At 71.5% G+C, this 18,062-nt stretch carries 17 protein-coding genes; 7 read left to right on the top strand and 10 right to left on the bottom strand.

Annotated elements, in window-relative coordinates; genetic code table 11:
* Positions 1 to 17 precede the first annotated feature (17 nt).
* A complete protein-coding gene (locus OG504_RS12490) occupies positions 18 to 821 on the bottom strand; it encodes a helix-turn-helix domain-containing protein (RefSeq protein ID WP_405989880.1) in 804 nt (267 codons plus the stop codon).
* A 96-nt stretch (positions 822 to 917) separates the two neighbouring features.
* Between OG504_RS12490 and OG504_RS12485 the strand changes: the two genes are divergently transcribed.
* The gene (locus tag OG504_RS12485; protein WP_405989879.1) at positions 918 to 1,772 is read left to right on the top strand and encodes an NAD(P)H-binding protein; all 855 of its coding nucleotides are present in this window, start codon (positions 918 to 920) and stop codon (positions 1,770 to 1,772) included.
* An 817-nt stretch (positions 1,773 to 2,589) separates the two neighbouring features.
* Here the strand turns inward: OG504_RS12485 and OG504_RS12480 are convergent.
* Positions 2,590 to 4,050, bottom strand: coding sequence for an MFS transporter (locus OG504_RS12480; RefSeq protein ID WP_405989878.1), 1,461 nt, complete (start codon positions 4,048 to 4,050; stop codon positions 2,590 to 2,592).
* A 102-nt stretch (positions 4,051 to 4,152) separates the two neighbouring features.
* Here OG504_RS12480 and OG504_RS12475 point away from each other — a divergent pair, with 102 nt between their 5' ends.
* A complete protein-coding gene (locus tag OG504_RS12475) occupies positions 4,153 to 4,542 on the top strand; it encodes a winged helix-turn-helix transcriptional regulator (RefSeq protein ID WP_405989877.1) in 390 nt (129 codons plus the stop codon).
* A 7-nt stretch (positions 4,543 to 4,549) separates the two neighbouring features.
* Here OG504_RS12475 and OG504_RS12470 read toward each other — a convergent pair whose 3' ends face one another.
* From OG504_RS12470 to OG504_RS12450, 5 genes are all read right to left on the bottom strand, one after another.
* Positions 4,550 to 4,972, bottom strand: a complete 423-nt coding sequence (locus OG504_RS12470; protein WP_405989876.1) for an acyl-CoA thioesterase — start codon at positions 4,970 to 4,972, stop codon at positions 4,550 to 4,552.
* Positions 4,973 to 5,048: 76 nt separating this feature from the next.
* Positions 5,049 to 5,693, bottom strand: coding sequence for a hypothetical protein (locus tag OG504_RS12465; RefSeq protein ID WP_405989875.1), 645 nt, complete (start codon positions 5,691 to 5,693; stop codon positions 5,049 to 5,051).
* Positions 5,694 to 5,753: 60 nt separating this feature from the next.
* On the bottom strand, positions 5,754 to 6,353 hold the full coding sequence (locus OG504_RS12460; RefSeq protein WP_405989874.1) for a histidine phosphatase family protein: 600 nt from the start codon (positions 6,351 to 6,353) through the stop codon (positions 5,754 to 5,756).
* A 3-nt stretch (positions 6,354 to 6,356) separates the two neighbouring features.
* Positions 6,357 to 6,890 (bottom strand): HAD domain-containing protein, encoded by a 534-nt coding sequence (locus tag OG504_RS12455; RefSeq protein ID WP_405989873.1) that lies wholly within the window; start codon positions 6,888 to 6,890, stop codon positions 6,357 to 6,359.
* A 48-nt stretch (positions 6,891 to 6,938) separates the two neighbouring features.
* Positions 6,939 to 8,147, bottom strand: a complete 1,209-nt coding sequence (locus OG504_RS12450) for a pyridoxal phosphate-dependent aminotransferase (protein ID WP_405989872.1) — start codon at positions 8,145 to 8,147, stop codon at positions 6,939 to 6,941.
* An 88-nt stretch (positions 8,148 to 8,235) separates the two neighbouring features.
* Between OG504_RS12450 and OG504_RS12445 the strand changes: the two genes are divergently transcribed.
* Positions 8,236 to 8,865: a winged helix-turn-helix transcriptional regulator gene (locus tag OG504_RS12445; RefSeq protein ID WP_405989871.1), complete on the top strand. Its 630-nt coding sequence runs from the start codon at positions 8,236 to 8,238 to the stop codon at positions 8,863 to 8,865.
* 74 nt (positions 8,866 to 8,939) lie between these two features.
* On the opposite strand, the gene OG504_RS12440 is transcribed toward OG504_RS12445, so the two are convergent.
* From OG504_RS12440 to OG504_RS12430, 3 genes are read right to left on the bottom strand one after another with little or no spacing between them, the layout of a single operon-like run.
* On the bottom strand, positions 8,940 to 9,749 hold the full coding sequence (locus OG504_RS12440; RefSeq protein WP_405989870.1) for a hypothetical protein: 810 nt from the start codon (positions 9,747 to 9,749) through the stop codon (positions 8,940 to 8,942).
* A complete protein-coding gene (locus tag OG504_RS12435) occupies positions 9,749 to 11,014 on the bottom strand; it encodes a VWA domain-containing protein (protein ID WP_405989869.1) in 1,266 nt (421 codons plus the stop codon). The genes OG504_RS12440 and OG504_RS12435 overlap by 1 nt, the downstream gene beginning before the upstream one ends.
* Before the next feature lie 9 nt (positions 11,015 to 11,023).
* Positions 11,024 to 12,538, bottom strand: a complete 1,515-nt coding sequence (locus OG504_RS12430) for an IucA/IucC family protein (RefSeq protein WP_405989868.1) — start codon at positions 12,536 to 12,538, stop codon at positions 11,024 to 11,026.
* A gap of 151 nt (positions 12,539 to 12,689) precedes the next feature.
* On the opposite strand from OG504_RS12430, the gene OG504_RS12425 reads away from it, so the two are divergent.
* From OG504_RS12425 to OG504_RS12410, 4 genes are all read left to right on the top strand, one after another.
* Positions 12,690 to 14,204, top strand: a complete 1,515-nt coding sequence (locus tag OG504_RS12425) for an IucA/IucC family protein (RefSeq protein WP_405989867.1) — start codon at positions 12,690 to 12,692, stop codon at positions 14,202 to 14,204.
* Positions 14,205 to 14,430: 226 nt separating this feature from the next.
* Positions 14,431 to 16,818, top strand: a complete 2,388-nt coding sequence (locus OG504_RS12420; RefSeq protein ID WP_405989866.1) for a protein kinase domain-containing protein — start codon at positions 14,431 to 14,433, stop codon at positions 16,816 to 16,818.
* Positions 16,819 to 16,838: 20 nt separating this feature from the next.
* Positions 16,839 to 17,762 carry a HipA family kinase gene (locus OG504_RS12415; RefSeq protein ID WP_405989865.1) on the top strand — a complete coding sequence of 308 codons (924 nt, stop codon included), beginning with the start codon at positions 16,839 to 16,841 and terminating at the stop codon, positions 17,760 to 17,762.
* Complete coding sequence (locus OG504_RS12410; RefSeq protein WP_405989864.1) at positions 17,759 to 18,061, top strand: SelT/SelW/SelH family protein; 303 nt, start codon at positions 17,759 to 17,761, stop codon at positions 18,059 to 18,061. The genes OG504_RS12415 and OG504_RS12410 overlap by 4 nt, the downstream gene beginning before the upstream one ends.
* Position 18,062 lies beyond the last annotated feature (1 nt).

The raw sequence follows: 18,062 nt of genomic DNA, 5'->3' as shown, positions 1-18,062 counted from the left end.
GCACCCCGCATGTCGCCTCAGCGGCGCCGGACCACCTGGCAGGGCATCGCCTCCGGGAGCCGTCCCGTGAAGTACGACCGGGGCGGTACCCCCATCAGGGCACGGAAGTCGGACGTCATGTGGGACTGGTCGTAGTAGCCGGTGACGGCGGCGAGTTGGGCCCAGGAGAGTTCGGCCGCGTGGGCCAGTACGGCGCGGACGCGGTTGATACGGGCGTAGTGCTTGGGGGAGAGGCCGACCCCCTCGGCGAACAGGTTCCGCAACTGCCGCTCGCTGACGGCCAGTTCGCGGGCCACGTGGGGCACCGGCCCGGGCAGGTGCCCGGTGCGGATCGACATCGCGTCGACGCCGGCCCGGACGAGTTCGGTGCGCGAGGAGTCCGCGACGGCGGTGAGCCGCGAGGGGAGCACCTCCGCGAGCCGTTCCACCGTCCGCTCGGGATCGGCGTCCAACCACCGCAGTTCATCGTCCAGTTGGCGGGCCTTCCGGCCGGGCAGGTCACCCAGGGACACGGCCCGGCCGACGAGGTCGACCGCCGGAACCCCCAGTAGCGGCAGCGTGGTGCCCGGCTCCAGCCGCACTTCCACGCAGGACACCAGTGGCTTGCCCGCGTGATACGTGGCCCGGACGCGCGGCCCCACGACCAGGACGCTGCGCCGGCCGTTCCCCTCGACCCGCACGACCACTTTCGTGTCCGCGTCCGGGAGATGCACGAACGGCTCTTTCGGCACGGCGTCGAGCCGCAGCGCGCCGACCCGCGCGATCCAGGGGCGCAGTTCGTCGGGCAGGGGTACGGCCCACTGCGACAGGGCGTTCGTCACCCCTCCACGGTAAGCGCGCCACGGGCCTGAACACGGCCCCTGACCGTGCCGGAATCTCCTAGAACCAGGGCGGCCTCCCCGCCCACTGTGGTGGTCATGATCCTTGTGACGGGTGCCACGGGCACCATCGGCAGTGAAGTCGTACGACAGCTCGCGGCGCGCGGTGAGAAGGTGCGCGCCCTGACGCGGGACCCCGCAAAGGCCGACGTCCCGGAGGGAGTTGAGACAGCGCGGGGCCACCACGCCGACCGGTCCTCGGTGGAGGCGGCGATGACCGGCGCCGAAGTCGCGTTCCTGGTGGGGGTGTTCGGACCGGACGACTCCGTGCACGACCGGGGTCTCGTCGAGGCGGCACGGGCCGCGGGCGTACGCCGCATCGTGAAACTCTCCGGAATCGGCACCGGCGACCCCGCCGTCGGGCCGGTCGGCACCTGGCACGTAGTCGGTGAACAGGCCGCCCGGGACAGCGAGTTGGAGTGGACGATCCTGCGCCCCTCGGCCTTCGCCTCGAACACTCTCGGCTGGGCGGCATCCGTAAGGACGGACAGCCCGATACCGAACACGAGCGGCGACGGCGGCCAGGGGGTCGTCGATCCACGCGATGTGTCCGAGGTGGCGGTGGCTGCCCTCCTCGACCCGGGCCACTCGGGACGGACGTACACGCTGACCGGCCCCGAGGTGCTCAGCGTCCCGGACCAGGCAGCCGTGCTGGCCGAGACCCTCGGGCGCCCGGTCGAGGTACGGAACCTGTCCTCGGCCGAGGCACGCGAGTATCTGCTCGGACTGGGGTTCAGCGACACGTTCATCGACGCCTCGGAGATCAGCAGGGAGTTCGTGCGGGAGGGCGGCAACGAGGTCGTGACAGGTGACGTGCGGGAGGTGTTGGGGCGGTCGGCGCGGACGTATCGGGAGTGGGTCCTGGACCATCGTGCGGCGTTCGGGGAGGGGTGATCCGGGCGAGGTTGAAGGGCGGAGCGCGCGGCCGACTCGAGCGAGGGTGAGGGCGGGGGCGTGCGGCCGACCGGGTGGGGGTCCGGGCCGGGGCGTGCGGCCGACCCGGGTGGGGGGCTCGGGCGGGGGTGTGCGGCGTGCGGGCGTGCGGTCGATCCGAGTGGGGGTGGGGGCTCGGGCTGGGGCGTGCGGCGTGTTGGCGCGGGTGTGGGGCGGAGGCGTGCGGTCGATCCGGGTGGGGGGCTTGGGCCGGGGGTGTGCGGCGTGCGGGCGTGCGGGCGTGCGTGCGGGCGTGAGGCTCGGGCTGGGATGTGCGGCGTGTTGGCGTGAGTGGAGGCGCGGGCGCGGGGCGGAGGCGCCCGGCCGATCCGAGTGGGCGTGCGGCTCGGGCCGAGGCATGTGGCGTGCTGGCTTGAGCGGTGGCGCGGGGCGGAGGCGCGGCCCACGGGCCGTGGGGCTGCCGGCCTCGCTCCCGCTCCCGCTCGTGGGGCTGCCGGCCTCGCTCCCGCTCCCGCTCGTGGGGCTGCCGGCCTCGCTCCCGCTCCCGCTCGTGGGGCTGCCGGCCTCGCTCCCGCTCCCGCTCGTGGGGCTGCCGGCCTCGCTCCCGCTCCCGCTCGTGGGGATGCCGGCCTCGCTCCCGCTCCCGCTCGTGGGGCTGCCGGCCTCGCTCCCGCTCCCGCTCGTGGGGATGCCGGCCTCGCTCCCGCTCCCGCCCGCAGGGATGCCGGCCTCGCTCCCGCCCGCGTCCGCAGGGATGCCAGCCTCGCTCCCACCCGCGCCCGCATGGATGTCAGCCCCGCTCCCGCTCGTGGGGCTGTCAGCTCCGCTCCCGTTCCCGGCCCCTCCCCGTTCGCAGCACCGCCGCCGCCAGAACCAAGGCGACCGTTGCGATCAACGCCCCCGTCCGAAAGGCCAGTTGATACCCCGCCGCAGTCGCCGGTATCAACTCCACCCCGCGGGCGAGCAGCCCGTCGGTCCGCCCCGCCGCCAGGGTCGACAGCACCGCCAGCCCCAGCGAACCACCCACCACCTGTGTGGTGTTGAAGAGCCCGGAAGCCAGCCCCGCGTCCTCCTCCCGCACCCCCGACATGGCGAGCCCGGTCAGCGCGGGCATCGCGGCGGCGAATCCGGCGGCCAGCAGGAGCAGGGGCGGGAGTACGTCCCTGACGTAGGAGCCGTCGGCCGGGGCGCGGCCCAGCAGGGCCATTCCGGCGATGATGAGGACCAGCCCGGCGAGCAGGACCCGGTACGCGCCGAAGCGGCCGATGGTCCGCGCCGACAGGCCGAGCATCAGGACCCCGACCGCGACCGGCGCCGGCAGGAAGGCCGTACCGGTGAGCAACTCGCTGAAGCCCAGCACCCGTTGGACGTACAGGGCGCCGATGAACTGGAAGCCGAACATCGTGCCGATCATCAGGATCTGCACGGCGTTCGCCCCGGTCAGCATCCTGGAGCGGAACAGGCGGAGGCGGAGCAGCGGGCGCGCGGCCCGGGCCTGGTGGACGGTGAACGCGACGAGGAGGGCCAGGGCGAGGGTGGCCAGAAGGAGGGTGGTGGGGAGGGGGCGGTCGCCGGACCCGACGATCACGTACACGCTCAGCATCAGCGCGCCGGTGACCAGCGCGGCTCCCGGATAGTCGGCGCCCTTGCCGAGTCCGGCGCCCTGTTCCGGGGCGAGGACGCGGACGGCCGCGAGCCACGCGACGATGCCGATCGGGAGGTTGATGAGGAAGATCCAGTGCCAGTTCAGGGCCTGGGTCAGCGCCCCGCCGAGAAAGGTGCCGAGTGCGCCGCCACCGGCGCCGACCGCGCTGAACACCGCGATGGCGCGGGCCTGTTCACGCGGTTCGGGGAAGAGGGCGACCAGCATCCCGAGGACGACCGCCGAGGCCATCGCCCCGCCGACACCCTGCACGGCCCGGGCCGCGATCAGCATGCCCTGGCTGGTCGCGACCCCGCACAGCACGGAGGCCGCGGTGAACACGGCGAGCCCGGCCGTGAACATCCGCTTGCGGCCCACGAGGTCGCCCAACCGGCCGACGAGCAGGAGCAGTCCGCCGAACGGGATCAGATACGCGTTCACGACCCAGGCCAGCCCCGGTCCCGAGAAACCGAGGTCGTTCTGGATCGCGGGCATGGCGACCGTGACGATGTTGCCGTCCAGGATCGTCATCAACGTCCCCGCGCACAGCACGACGAGGGACGCCCAGCGGGAGTACGTTCGGGGCGACGGACGCGTCCGTGATGTCTTCGACTCGGACCCGGTGAGTGCCGTCATGGCGGTCTGACCTCCGTGAATATCCATCGGAACCATAGGTGCACGACTTGTAACGGAGTACATCGTCAGGAACCATGGAGGTCGTCGTAAGGAGGCACTTCAATGTCCCGAGGGAACACCGGTGTTACCGCCCAGGTCGTGAACGCGCACGCCTGTCCGGTCCGCGAAGTTCTTGACAGGGTCTCCGGCAAATGGAGCGTGCAGATCCTGGTCGCGGCGGCCCACGGACCCATCCGCTTCACCGAGTTGGAGCGCAGCATCGAAGGCATCAGCCGCCGCATGCTGACCCTCACCCTGCGCAACCTGGAGCGCGACGGACTCGTCACCCGCACCGTGCACCCGACGGTGCCACCGAAGGTCGAGTACGAACTCACCCCGGTGGCCCGGGAGTTGCACGAGACCCTGCTGCGGCTTACGGACTGGGCGGAGCGCAACCGCGTCTACATCGCGGAGTCCCGTGCGGCCTACGACACCGAGCGCGAGCCGGAGTAATACCGGCTCAGAGCCCGAACAGGCCCGGATTCGTGGTCAACTTTCGGAAGAACTCCTGCGGTTGGGTGACCAGCCTGCGCTCCTGGAGGTCCAGCAGTCCGCCGGTCGACACGATCTCCGCGGAGACCGTGCCGTCCGCCTTGGTGATCGTCTGCAGCACGCGGAACGTCTTGCCCTCGCCCCACTCGAAGCCGCAGCTCACCGTCACCTCCTCGTCCACGCGCAGCTCGCGCAGATAGCGGATGGTGGTCTCCAGGACGACCGGCCCGATCCCCTGGGCGAGCAACTCGGGCTGGCCCGCCCCCGCCGCGGTCAGTGCCGACCAGCGGGCGTGCTCCGCGTACTGCAGATACACGCTCTGATTGAGGTGCCCCAGGCTGTCGGTCTCGTATCCGCGGACGGTCACCGGGACGGAAAACGGCTCGCTCAACTGCGTTCCCTTCTCGCACTGACGGACGATCTGACCGACCGATCTTGGCATGCCCTTCAGGTCCGGTCGGGTCCGCTCACGTCCGTCGCGGCGAGGCAAGCAGATAACTCGCCCCTGTTCGCGGCTCCTTGTGCTCGCTCACCTGCCAGCCCGCCCGCTCCAGCGTCCCCGCACACGCGCGCAGCGCCTCCCCGGCCGGGTCCCGCACGGCGACGGCCTCGGGCTGCGGAGTCACACGCACCCGGTAGCCCTCCGCGTCCCGCCCGGCGGGCCGGTGCCCAGCGGCCTCCAGGGCGAGCGCGGCGGCCTGCACCAGATGACTCCGCTCCCAGCCGCACGGCCGCTCCACGGAACCGTCCGGATTCGTCATCCGGCGCAGCTCCAGCAATCCCTGCCAGGCGCTGTGCACCTCACGGGTGCGGGCCGGATCGGTGTTGGCCGTCGTCTCCTCGCCACCGATGCGCGCGGCGAACACCCCGGAGGCCGTGGTCGTGGTCGCGGGAGTTTCGGCAGCGGCGGGCTCGTCGACTTCCGGTACGGACTCCCGTATTCGATGCCCCGCCGGCGTCAGAAAGTGATCGTGCGGCGGTCGCGGATGCCGGAACGCCAGCCCCCGTTTCACCAGCGCGGCAAGCTGCGCCTCCGTACCCCGCAGCCGCCCGGTGACGGGATCGGCGGCGTCGATGACACGCCGTTGCGCGGCGGTCGGTGGTCGTGTCACGGCGTGCTCCTCCCCAACTGTCGGTCCACCCGGACGTCGTAGGCGCGTCCCATTCGAAGGCTACGACGGAGGTCTGACATTCCAGGCGGCGATGACCGGCCGCCCGTGCTCCGTGCTCAGCCGGCACAGCGTCCCGGTCGCGAGCTGGAACAACGCGCCCTTCGACGGCGGCAGCCCGAGCCACCGCGCGGTGAGCACCCGGAGGAAGTGGCCGTGTGCCACCAGGACGACCACGCCCTCGGTGTTGGCGAGGGCCGCGTCCACCTCGGCCAGGGCGCGGTCGGCGCGCCGGCCCACCTGCTCCGGGCTCTCACCGGGATGGTCCGGCGGTCCGGGGGCGACCCCGTCGGTGAACAGGAACCAGCCCGGCCGGGTGCGCTGGATCTCGACGGTGGTGATGCCTTCGTAGCCGCCGTAGTCCCACTCCCGCAGGTCGACGTCGATCCGTACGTCCGTGAGCCCGATCAGCTCGGCGGTCTCCCGCGCGCGTTGCATGGGGCTGACGAACGCGGCGCCGACCCGGTGCGAACGGATCAGCGGCACCAGCCCACGTGCCTCCTCCCGCCCCTTCGCGGTGAGCGGGACATCGGTCGAGCTGGTGTGCCGCCCCGACCGGGACCATTCGGTCTCTCCGTGCCGTACGAGGAAAAGATCGCCCATAGCTCACAGGCTATGGGCCCACTGCTCCAACGTCGCGAAATCGCTCTCCCGTAGACCCCTGCGCGGGTCCACCTTGAGGAGGAGCGCCGGCCCCCCGTGGTGTGCCTCGACATGCCGTACGTCCAGGTCGGTGACCAGGTCGTCGACCCAGACGAAGGGGCGCCCGGCCGCCCAGGCGACGATCTGGCGGGTCTTCCAGTAGAGGCCGTCCGGGTTCTCGGCGAACAGGTCGGTGAACTCGATCACCGGCAGGTCGCCGGGGAGTCCGACCGCCGGCGCGATCATCTCGTTCGCCTGGTGCATCCAGGTGGTGGCCCAGGCGGGCTCGTACGGCAGCGCCAGTATTCGCTCGCCGTGCCCCGGGTGCAGGCGTACCCGCAGCCCGCGCCGCAGCCGCCGGGAGCCCGGCGGCTGCCGGGCCGACCAGTTCGGCGGCCACAGCCGGTGGGTGACATAGCCGCGGTGGCGCAGGAACCGGGCGCCGTACGGGTTGAGGGGGCCGTCGACGTCGAGGAGCAGCAGAGGGCGGTCGGTCATGGGAAGGAGTTACCCAGGGCGGCACGCCCGTAGCTGTCCGCCCGGCCGCTACTGCCGATACCCGCCCAAGAACCGCCCGATCCTGCCGATCGCCGCCTCCAGGTCGTCGGCGTACGGCAGCGTGAGGATGCGGAAGTGGTCGGGGGTCGGCCAGTTGAAGCCGGTGCCCTGGACGACCTGGATCTTCTCGCGGAGCAGCAGGTCCAGGACGAACTTCTCGTCGTCGTGGATCTTGTGGACCTTGGGGTCGAGACGGGGGAACGCGTACAGGGCGCCCTTCGGCTTGACGCAGGAGACGCCGGGGATCTCGTTGAGTTTCTCCCACACCACGTTGCGCTGTTCGTGGAGTCGTCCGCCCGGAACAGTCAGGTCGCGGATGGACTGGCGGCCGCCGAGCGCGGCCTGGATGGCGTACTGCGCGGGCGCGTTGGGGCACAGCCGCATGGAGGCCAGCATCGTCAGGCCCTCCAGGTAGTTCTTGGCGTACTGCTTCGGGCCCGTGACCACCAGCCAGCCCGAGCGGAAGCCGGCCACGCGGTACGTCTTCGACAGGCCACAGAAGGTGAGGACGACCAGGTCGGGGGCGAGCGCCGCGGCCGAGTGGTGCACGGCGTCGTCGTAGAGGATCTGGTCGTAGATCTCGTCGGCGAAGACCATCAGGCCGTGCCGGCGGGCGAGGTCGAGGATGCCCTCGACGATCGCCTTGGGGTAGACGGCGCCGGTGGGGTTGTTCGGGTTGATGATGACGACGGCCTTGGTGCGGTCGGTGATCTTCGCCGCCATGTCCTCCAAGTCCGGGTACCAGTCCGCCTGTTCGTCGCAGAGATAGTGGACGGCCTTGCCGCCGGAGAGGGTCGTCACCGCAGTCCAGAGCGGGAAGTCCGGGGCGGGGATGAGGATTTCGTCACCGTCCTCCAGCAGCGCCTGTACGGCCATGGAGACCAGCTCGGAGACGCCGTTGCCCAAGAACACGTCGTCCACGTCGACTTCGAGACCCAGGGTCTGATAGCGCTGGGCGACCGCGCGGCGGGCCGAGAGGATGCCGCGCGAGTCCGTGTAGCCGTGCGCCTGGGGGAGCATCCGGATCATGTCCTGGATGATCTCCTCGGGCGCCTCGAAGCCGAAGAGCGCGGGGTTGCCGGTGTTCAGGCGCAGGACGCTGTGGCCCGCCTCCTCCAGTGCGTTGGCGTGCTCGATCACCGGACCGCGGATCTCGTAACAGACCTCGCTCAGCTTGCTCGACTGCCGGAACTCCATTGCGCCCTCGCCCCATCGGCTTCGTGTGTTGCTTGGTTTTACCAAGTGTGAGCTTGGAAAGTCCAACAACATGTCTAGACTGCGTCGCATGTCACCTCGCCGAAGCTACGACCAGTACTGTTCCGCGGCCCGGGCGCTCGACCTCGTCGGCGACCGCTGGACCCTGCTGATCGTCCGCGAACTCCTCGCCGGCCCGCGCCGCTACACGGACCTGCACGCCGATCTGCCGGGTGTCAGCACGGACGTACTCGCCTCACGGCTGAAGGACATGGAACGGGATGGGCTCACGACGCGGCGACGGCTGCCGCCTCCCGGTGCCGCTTTCGTCTACGAACTCACCGGTCGGGGGCGGGAGTTGCTGCCCGTGCTGCAAGCCCTCGGTGCGTGGGGTGCGCCCGAGTTGGGGGAGCGGCGGCCTACCGACGCGGTGCGCGCGCACTGGTTCGCGCTGCCGTTGCTGCGGGCGCTGGAGGGGGAGGGGCTCGTCGAAGTCCAGCTGGAGGAAGGGGAGTTCCACGTGTATGCGGGGACGGAGGAGGGCGGGCTCGTCTACGGCGAGGGGCCCGCTCCCCGGGAGCCCGACGCCCGGCTCGTGCTCGGCGTCGACACCTGTACGGCCGTCGCCCAGGGGGAGTTGAGCCTTCCCGACGCAGTGCGCGCCGGACGGGTCGAGGTGACCGGCGACGGCACGCTCGCGAAGGCGCTGCGGGAGGCCTGAGAGCAGACCTGAGAGCAGGCCTGACATGACAGAAGGCCCGCTGGGTGCGGGCCTTCTGACGAATGATCACGGAATTACATGCCGGGTGGCGGGACCCGCCTCGGCCGTCCCGAACCCCGGGTCAGCGCGTACCCGCCGATGCCCGCGAGCGCGGCCAGCACGCCACCCACGCCCGTCCACACCCAGCGGTCGGACCACCAGCCGGAGGACCAGCCGCCGTCGGGCTCGATGCTCGACAACGCCGCCGACGTCGACGACGAACTGTCCTCGTCAGACGCAGACTTGGCCGCGATCCCCGGCGTCAGCGGCTGCGCCAGCGAACCGTCCACAGCCGCCGAACCGCCGATGTCCTTGGAGTCCACGCGGACCTCGGTGCTCACCGGCTGGCCCAGGTCCGAGGACTGGAGATCCGCGACCGTGAGCCGGACGTAGTACGTGCCCGGCAGCGGGTCGTTGGCCCAAGTCTCCGACCAGGCACGGACGGTACGCAGCGTGCACGCCAGGTCCAGGGAGGTCGCGTCCTGCGCGGCGGTGCGCGTCGCGGCCCCGTACTGGCAGGCCTGGCGGCGCCGCAGTCCGTCGTAGACGTCGAGTTGCCAGGTCTGGCCCGCGTGCGTGTCGGGCAGCTTCACCGTCGCCTTGACGGTGGGGCGTTGGCCGGCGTCCGCGGCGAACGACCAGTACAGGTAGTCACCCGTGGAGCCGCTCGCCGTGCCCGTCTGACCCTGGTCGAGCTCCGTCGCCGTACGGAACGAGGTGCCCGCCTGGGTGGGCGCCGAACTGTCGTCGGAGGGGCTCGCGGACGGAGAGGAGTCCGCCACGGCAGGTCCCGCGGCCAGCCCCGCCAGCAGCAGGGCCGTGCTCAACACACGTGTGATCCGCATCAGTTGGTCCTCCAGACCGCGAGACGCCAGCGTGACAGCCAGCCCCAGAGCAGACCCGCGACGAAGCCGGTCAGCACGAGGGCGGCGAGGAGCCACCAGCCGCGGCCGAGGCCGAAGGAGGCCACATCGCTCGCCTTGTCGGGTCCGTCGACGACGTCCACGGTGAGTTCGAGGGGCAGACCGGGGGTGGTCTTCACCCCGGAGGCCGCCGAGAAGGAGTTGGTGACCTGCAGACACACGGTCTCGGCCGGGGCGTTGTCGTCGTCGCTCTCGGCCTTCGGGTAGCGCAGGCCGGTGGAGATGACGTCCGTACGGCCGTTGCCGGTGCCCTCGCCGCGTACGATCTCGCGGCCGTGCACGGTGACCGCCCGCAGCAACACCCCGTAGTCCGGGTTGACTTCACGGTCGGCGCCGACGCTCACCGAAGCGCGCAGTTCCTGGCCGGGGTTGACGTCCACGCGGTAGAAGCGCTGCTTGCCGAACTCCTCGCGGTCCGTGTACAGACCGGACTTGAGGGTCGGGGCGCTGGTGCACTGGGCGGTGCCCGCGGTGGCGACCGGGGTCACCACCGGGTCGGCGGCACGATCCACCAACTGGCCCACGCGGTCCGAGAGTTCCTCCTTGTGCTGCACGGAGGTGTACGTGCCGCCGGTCGCGTCCGCGATGCAGCTGAGCTGGTCGCGGGTCTTGGCGTCCGGCACCAGACCCAGCGTGTCGATGGTCAGGCCGATGCCCTTGGCCGCGATCTCGCGGGCCACCTCGCACGGGTCCAGCGGCTGGCAGGTGTCCTCGCCGTCGCTGATCAGGACGATACGGCGGGTGCCGTCACCGCCGTTGAGGTCGTCCGCCGCCTTCAGCAGCGCGGGACCGATGGGGGTCCAGCCGGTGGGCTGGAGCGTCGCGACCGCGGTCTTGGCCTCGGTGCGGTTCAGGGTGCCCACCGGGTAGAGCTGCGCGGTGTCCTTGCAGCCCGTCTTGCGGTCGTTGCCGTGGTAGTTGGCGCCCAACGTGCGGATGCCGAGCTGCACTTCCTCGGGTGTGGCGTCGAGCACCTCGTTGAACGCCTGCTTCGCCGCTGCCATCCGTGAGCCGCCGTCCATGTCCTTGGCGCTCATGGATCCGCTGACGTCCAGCACGAGTTCGACCTTGGGGGAGGCCGTGGAGTCCGTCTCGTCGGCGACCGCTCCGGCAGGGAAGGCGACCCCGGCCGTGAGGGTGGCGAGCAGGGCACAGATCCCCGCCGCCAGCCGTTGTCTTGTGATCATCGCCGGATCCTATTGATCAGATGGACCGGGCTCCAAAACGAGCGGGTTGGGCAGCCCGGTCCACTGGTCCCCGGGCGGCTCCGGCGACAGCCGCATCAGCGTCAACGCCTTGCTCGGCAAAGGCTGTTCGAGCAGCGTGCGCAGATCCGGCGTGCGCGGCAGATCGGGTACGACGGCCGTCAGGGCCGCCCGGAGCGCCGTAGTGGAACCGGCCGTACCCGCGAGTGCTCCCGCGACCAGGGAGCCGAACAGCTTGCGGCGCAGGGTGAGTTCGTCGTCGGTGACGATGCGTCCGCTCAGTTCGGGTACCGGAATCCCTTGTTCGGCAAGGCGCTTGGGGCTGACGCGGATGTCGGCGAGATCGCGGTAGACCAGGCGCAGGGGGGCACCCGTGCGGGACAGCACCACCAGCAGGTTCTGACCGTGCGCCTCAAGGGCCACACCGGACTCCAGCAGCCGCAGACAGACGACGAGGGCGAGACGCGTGAACTCGGCCAGCCAGGCGGGCGATCGGGGCAGGTCGGTGACCGCGAGGGCGGCCACCGGCAGAACCCGCTCACCCGCCTCCGTGTCCGCGTACGTCTGCGGCGACTCGCGCAACACGGCAGCGAGATCAGGGGAGTTGGCCGTGGCCGCGCCCAGCGTGCGGGTGACGTGCAACAGGCCGTCCGAGCGCGCCGCCAGTGTCTCCCCGAACGCCGACAACGTCGCCGACAGCCCGATCGAGTAGACCGAGATGTCCCGCACCGAGGAGGTCAGCCGGGCGCTCAGCGCGGTCTTGACGTGCGGTCCGTCCGACAGGGCGAGGGTCCGCAGGGACATCAGCGGATGCGCGTCGAGCGGAGCGTCCCCGGTCCGCTTCAGCACATGCGCCGCCTGCCACGGGTGTACCGGGATCAACAGCCGTCCCGCAGACCGCAGTTCGTCCGGCCACACTCCCGTCACCAGACACTCGTCCGACCTCACCGGAACCGACCCGAGCGCCACCACGGGCCGGTGCTCGGGCCCGTACGCGAGCTGCTCGGCCACCGAGAAGCCGGGCCGGGAGCGGCAGTTGGGGTGGAAGGGGTGTCCGTCGACGATCCGCTGCTCCCACTCCCAGTCGTGCACCGGCCAATCCTCCGAGGAGGCGGGCTGGTTGGCCCGGGACAGTGCCAACGAGGCGACGCTGTGCCCGAGTTCGGCCGCGAAGGCGGTCCCGTGCGGCACGGCGAGGTCGGTCATCAGGCGCGCCGGATCGTCGTAGGCGAGGTCGTCGAGGTGGACGACGGTGACGTAGGCGTCGGTCGCGTACGGGTCCGCGTGCGGGCCGCGCAGCCGCCGGCCGTCGGAGAGCCGTAGGACGAGGCCCGGCGTCCGGCCGGCGATCCACGGCAGCGGTTCGAAGGCCAGCGCGCGCCACAGCCGGGTGAGTACCGCCGCACGGGCGCCGGGCAGTTCGGCCGCGTACCGTTGTACGAGGTCGGGCCGTACGGCGGCGAGTTCCTCGGCGACCTCGGTCTCGGGAAGCGGGGGACGGTCCACGGTCGACTCCTCGGGTGCGGACGGGGCGTCATGATCGGTGACGACGAGAGACGGGGCGGGGAGAGGCGGAGCGGGGAGAGGCGGGGCGGCGGAACACTGTGCGACGAGAGACATACTGATCGCGATCGCAGGACACGGACTTAGGGAACGAATGGATCGCGTCGACTTCACACCCCCGGGCGACGACGTGGCGGAGCGCGCCGACGCGTACGCGGCCGCGCCCCTGCTCAACTGTCTGCTGCGGGAGGTGGCCCAGCCGCTCCCGGACCCGGGGGAGCGGCGCGTGTACCGGCTGCCGGGGAGCGGCCGGCTGCTGCGGGTGCGCGGCGAGCGGCGGCCCGCCGAGCCCGAGGTGTACGCGGACGGCGACTGGCGGCGCGTCGACCACGCCGAACTCGTGAAGCTCGTCGCCGAGGAACTGACCCGGCACACCGGAGTCTCCAACCACGAACTGCCCGCCGAGATGACCGACAGTCGTGACGCGGTCGCCGCGCTGCTCACCGCGCGCGACCGGGCGACGGCGCCCGACGACCCGTATCTCCGCTCCGAACAGTCCTTGATCACCGGCCATCCCTACCATCCCGCGCCCAAGGCGCGCGGCGGCGGCCCCGTCGCGGGCTGGCTGCCCTACGCCCCGGAGGCGTACGCCCGTTTCCCGCTGGTGCTGCTGGGGCTGCGCGAGGACGTGGTGGTGGAGGAGGGGGATGTCTCGGCGCTGGACGCCCTCGGCGTGGCCCCGCCCGGCTATCGGCTACTGCCTGCCCACCCTTGGCAGTTGGACCTCGTGGGCGCGGGCCTGGCGGTTGCCTTCGCGGACGGTCGGCTGATCCGGCTCGGTGCGACGGCGACCGAGGTGTGGCCGACGGCGGCGATCCGCACGGTGTACAGCCCCGGGTCCGCGGAATGCGGGGAGGATCTGTTCCTGAAGTTCAGCCTCGATGTGCGCATCACCAATGACGTGCGCCGGCTGTGGCGCCACGACCTGCTGAAACTCCAGCGCACGGATACGGCCGTCCGGGACGCCTTCGCCGCGATGGCCGGCCCGGCGGCCTGGCTGAGCGACCGCGGTTACCGCACCGCCGACTTCGCCTTCGAGGAACTCGCCGTCCTGGTCCGCGACGGCCTGCACGACCACCTCCTGCCCGGCACGACCCCGTTGCTCGCCGCGGGGTTGGTGGAGGGGTTCGATGGCAACCCGCTCGACGGTACGGCCGACCCGGCTGCCTGGTGGGAGGCGTATCTGCGGCAGGTCGTACCGCCCGCGATCACGGCTTTCGCGGACTACGGCGTCGTACTCGAAGCGCATCTGCAGAACACGCTGGTCGCCGTCGACGCGGACGGGATGCCCGTGCAGGCGTTGTACCGGGACGCGGAGGGCGTGAAGCTGCTGACGGATGTGGAACGGGGGGCGGGGTGGGAGCGGTTGGTGTACTGCCTGGTCGTCAACCATCTCGTCGAGATCGCCGGGGTACTCGCGGAGCGTCACCCGGGGCTGGACCCCTGGCCGGCGGTCCGCGCGGAACTGGCCCGGTACGACGTCCCCGAGGTCGCCGAACTCCTTGCCTCGCCCACCCTGCCCGGCAAGACGAACCTGCTGTTGCGCTGGACCGGGGCGGACGGCGCCGACGCGCGTTATCTGCCGTTGCGGAATCCGCTGGCGGGGTGACGGGCAGGGGGAGCGGGCGGGCCGGAGGTGAACCGTTCCGGGTGAAGGGCGGGGCGGAAGGTGTCGGAAGGGAACCGTTCCGAACCCGGTGACGTCATGAGCGGAGCACCTAGACTGGTGGCCGGTATCGGGGGAGCCTCGCGGCTGGATATGGCCGCTCGACGGGGACGGGGGTCGGGGCCGATGAGGTCCGACCGCCTTGCCGGAGAGGCGAGATGGGGGAGTCATGAAACCGCTCCAAGCGGGTGATCCCGCCTCTGTCGGGGAGGGCAGGTACCGGCTGGTCGGACGGCTCGGCCAGGGCGGGATGGGCGTCGTGTACTTCGGCCGGTCGCGGTCGGGCCGGGCGGTGGCCGTCAAGGTCGTACGGCCCGAACTGAGCACGGAACCGGGTTTCCGGCGCAGGTTCGCCGACGAAGTGGCCGCGGCGCGCCGCGTCGGCGGCTTCCACACCGCGCCGGTCGTGGACGCCGACCCGCAGGGCGACCCGGCCTGGCTGGTGACGGCGTACGTCCCCGGCCCGACCTTGCAGGCGGTCCTCGACAGGGTCGGCCCCCTCCCCGCGGACACGCTCACCGTGCTGGCCGCCGGCCTCGCCGAGGCACTGGCGGCGATCCACCAGGCCGGGGTCATCCACCGTGACCTGAAACCGGCCAACATCATCGTCGCCGAGGACGGCCCCCGGGTCATCGACTTCGGCATCGCGCGGGCCCTCGACGGTACGGCCCTCACACAGACCGGGTTCCAGATCGGCACGCTCGGGTTCCTCGCGCCGGAGCAGCTGACCGGGGGCACGCTCACGCCGGCGGTCGACATGTTCGCCCTGGGTGTCGTGCTCGGCCAGGCGGCGGGCCGGGCTCCGTTCGGGGACGGGGGGTCGGCGGCGTGGCCGTACCGCGTCGTCCACGAGCAGCCCGAACTCACGGACGTTCCGGGCCAGTTGCGCGACCTGGTCGCGGCCTGCCTGGCCAAGGACCCGCGCGACCGGCCCAGCCCGCTGGAGTTCCTCGACCGGCTGACGGTCCGGCATCCGTCGGACGTGTGGTTGCCGCCGGAGGCGACTGCGTTGGTGCGGAGTCAGGATCCGGCGGGGTATTTCGCGGGGGTGGATGGGCTGGGGGGTGGGCCTGCGGGTCGTGCGGAGGGTGGGCCATCGGATCGCCGGTCGGGCAAGCTCACCGACGGTCCGTCGGCTGCGCCAACAGGTCGCGCGTCGGGCGTGCCCGACGGTCGCCGGTCGGGTGCGGCCGCCGATCCGCGTACCGCGATGTCGGCCTCGCCGGGGGGCGGTGAGGGGGTGTCCGTCGCGCGGGAGGTCGGCGAGGGGCCGACTGGTTCGTCATCGAGAGGCGAGGCGACGCGCGGTTCATCGGCGGTTGGTGACGGGGCGCCTGGGTCGTGGTCGGTTGCCGAGACGCCGACTGGTGAGAGGTGGCCCGGTCCGTCGCCGGTCGCGGGAATGCCGACCAGCCCGGCTCCGGTCGGTGAGAGGCCGCCCGGGTCGTCCCCGGTTGGTGAGAGGCCGTCCGGGGCCTCGCATCCCTTGACCGTTCAGTCGTCGCCCGGCCCTGGACCCGGCTTCGGGCCCGCGCCGGTTTTCGCGCCCGCGCCCGTCCCGCCCGGTGGTGCCGGGGTGCGGCCGGGTCGCCGTAGAGCAGTCGTCGTAGCCGCGATGTTGGTCGCGGCGGTTACCGCGGGGCTGCTGGTGTGGCATCCGTGGACCGGGTCCGGTTCCGGTCAGAACGATGCCGGTGTCGGGGGATCCTCGCCGTCGCCCCTGCGATCGACCGCCGCAGCCTTCCCCGACGCCCCGCTGCTGGTCCGGATGGACACGGACCCCGGGTCGTCGACGTGTCACAGCGTGATCGGGCGGCGTGACTCCACCAAGGACGATCCGAAGCAGCTGATCGACGGGACGTGTGACGCGCTTCCGCAGTGGGCCCCCGATCACAGGTCGTTCGCGTTCACCCGCAACACCGGGCAGGAGTCGGCTGTTTGGACGGCGAACGCGGACGGTACCGACGTCCGCCGGGTTGCTGCGATCTCGGGTGGGCGGGTGTCCTGGTCGCCGGACGGCAAGCGGCTGGCCGTGCTGCGGCGGCAGGACGGGGTGCAGCAGCTGTTCGCCGTGACCGTCGCGGACGGTTCCGTGCAGCAACTGACCACCGGTACCGCGAAGGTGGAGGACCCGGCGTGGTCTCCGGACGGCAAGCACATCGCCATCTGCCTTCAGAAGACGTCGGGTTGGCAGATCCACGTCGTCGATCCGGCGCGGCCGGGCGCCGAACCCCGGCAGGTCACCCACCAGGCCCGGCGGGCGCTCGATCCCGTCTGGTCCCCGGACGGCCGGTACTTCGCCTACACCGCTGGGGCGCCGAACGTGGGGACCGGGGGAGACATCCACATCGTCAAGGCGGACGGCACGGGCGACCGGACGCTGGTGCAGACCGCCGCTCAGGAGATGGACCCCGTCTGGTCGCCCGACGGCAAGTGGGTGGCCTTCGTCCGGGGCCCCTTCGACCAGCCCGCGATCTGGGCCGTCCGCGCGGACGGCACGGGCGAACGCCGGCTCACCACCGGCAGCACACCGGAGGGCCACCCCTCCTGGCGCTGACCTGCCTCTATGCTCGTTTCATGCCGGACAAGCTGAGAGAGGTCACCGCGACCCGCTACATCGAACCCCTGCGGTCCGGCGGGTCCGTCCCCGGGGTCGTCGAGGCCGACGACCTCGGTACGTACGTCGTGAAGTTCACCGGCTCCGCGCAGGGCCGCAAGGCACTGGTCGCCGAGGTGATCGTCGGGGAGCTGGCCCGCGCCCTCGGGCTGCGCTTCCCCGAGCTGGTGCTCGTGCACTTCGACCCGGAGATCGCCGACGAGGAACCCCACCAGGAAGTGCGGGACCTGCACAGCGCGAGCGCCGGTCTGAACCTCGGCATGGATTTTCTGCCGGGCGCCCAGGACTTCACCCCGGAGATCGCCGCCCAGTGCACCGTCGACCCGCTGGAGGCCGGAAAGATCGTCTGGCTCGACGCGTTGACCGTCAACGTCGACCGCACGGTGCACAGTTCGAACCTGATGATCTGGCCCACGCTCGGCATCGCACCCCCGCGCCTGTGGCTCATCGACCACGGCGCCGCCCTCGTCTTCCACCACCGCTGGGACGGCGCCGACCCCGCCAAGTCCTACGACTTCCGCCATCACGCCCTCGGCCACTACGGCCCCGACACCCGTGCCGCCGACGCCGAGTTGGCCCCCAAGGTGACCGAGGAACTGCTGCGCCGGATCACGGCCGAGGTGCCGGACGCCTGGCTGGCCGGCGAACCGGGCTTCGTGACACCCGACGCCGTACGTGAGGCCTACGTCGCCTACCTCCACGCGCGCGTGGAGGCCTCCGCGGCCTGGCTCCCCACCGACTTCCCCAGCAGGGAGGAACGCGCCGCAGAGGAGGCCCTCCGCGCGGCGAAGACACAGCAGGGCCGCCCGAGTTGGCTCAAGCGGGTCCCCGACCTGCACGGCAAACCGGCGGCGGAACAGGATTGGTCGGTACACCTCGGATGACAGACTCCCCGATCGACAACCCCGTACAGCCCGAGCACCGCGTACAGATCGAGTACTGCACCCAGTGCCGCTGGCTGCCCCGCGCGGCCTGGCTGGCGCAGGAGCTGTTGACCACCTTCGAGACCGAGTTGACGGAACTCTCCCTGAAGCCCGGCACCGGCGGCGTCTTCATCGTGAGAGTCAACGACGAAGTCGTGTGGGACCGGCGCGAACAGGGCTTCCCGGAGCCCACGGCCGTGAAGAAGCTCGTACGCGACCGAGTGGCCCCGGAAAAGTCCCTGGGCCACTCGGACAAGTGAG

The sequence above is a fragment of the Streptomyces sp. NBC_00986 genome, from assembly GCF_045162565.1.
In the GTDB taxonomy this organism is placed as follows: domain Bacteria; phylum Actinomycetota; class Actinomycetes; order Streptomycetales; family Streptomycetaceae; genus Streptomyces.
The sequence above is the reverse complement of the archived record's forward strand: the minus strand, read 5'-3'. Positions and strand labels throughout refer to the sequence as shown.

What these genes read in the sequence shown, in the direction of transcription:
- OG504_RS12410 (WP_405989864.1), top strand. Translation starts at nt 17,759, where the DNA reads ATGACAGACTCCCCGATCGACAACCCCGTACAGCCCGAGCACCGCGTA.
- OG504_RS12485 (WP_405989879.1), top strand. Translation starts at nt 918, where the DNA reads ATGATCCTTGTGACGGGTGCCACGGGCACCATCGGCAGTGAAGTCGTA.
- OG504_RS12460 (WP_405989874.1), bottom strand. Translation starts at nt 6,353, where the DNA reads ATGGGCGATCTTTTCCTCGTACGGCACGGAGAGACCGAATGGTCCCGG.
- OG504_RS12445 (WP_405989871.1), top strand. Translation starts at nt 8,236, where the DNA reads ATGTCACCTCGCCGAAGCTACGACCAGTACTGTTCCGCGGCCCGGGCG.
- OG504_RS12480 (WP_405989878.1), bottom strand. Translation starts at nt 4,050, where the DNA reads ATGACGGCACTCACCGGGTCCGAGTCGAAGACATCACGGACGCGTCCG.
- OG504_RS12440 (WP_405989870.1), bottom strand. Translation starts at nt 9,749, where the DNA reads ATGCGGATCACACGTGTGTTGAGCACGGCCCTGCTGCTGGCGGGGCTG.
- OG504_RS12435 (WP_405989869.1), bottom strand. Translation starts at nt 11,014, where the DNA reads ATGATCACAAGACAACGGCTGGCGGCGGGGATCTGTGCCCTGCTCGCC.
- OG504_RS12420 (WP_405989866.1), top strand. Translation starts at nt 14,431, where the DNA reads ATGAAACCGCTCCAAGCGGGTGATCCCGCCTCTGTCGGGGAGGGCAGG.
- OG504_RS12415 (WP_405989865.1), top strand. Translation starts at nt 16,839, where the DNA reads ATGCCGGACAAGCTGAGAGAGGTCACCGCGACCCGCTACATCGAACCC.
- OG504_RS12455 (WP_405989873.1), bottom strand. Translation starts at nt 6,890, where the DNA reads ATGACCGACCGCCCTCTGCTGCTCCTCGACGTCGACGGCCCCCTCAAC.
- OG504_RS12425 (WP_405989867.1), top strand. Translation starts at nt 12,690, where the DNA reads ATGGATCGCGTCGACTTCACACCCCCGGGCGACGACGTGGCGGAGCGC.
- OG504_RS12475 (WP_405989877.1), top strand. Translation starts at nt 4,153, where the DNA reads ATGTCCCGAGGGAACACCGGTGTTACCGCCCAGGTCGTGAACGCGCAC.
- OG504_RS12450 (WP_405989872.1), bottom strand. Translation starts at nt 8,147, where the DNA reads ATGGAGTTCCGGCAGTCGAGCAAGCTGAGCGAGGTCTGTTACGAGATC.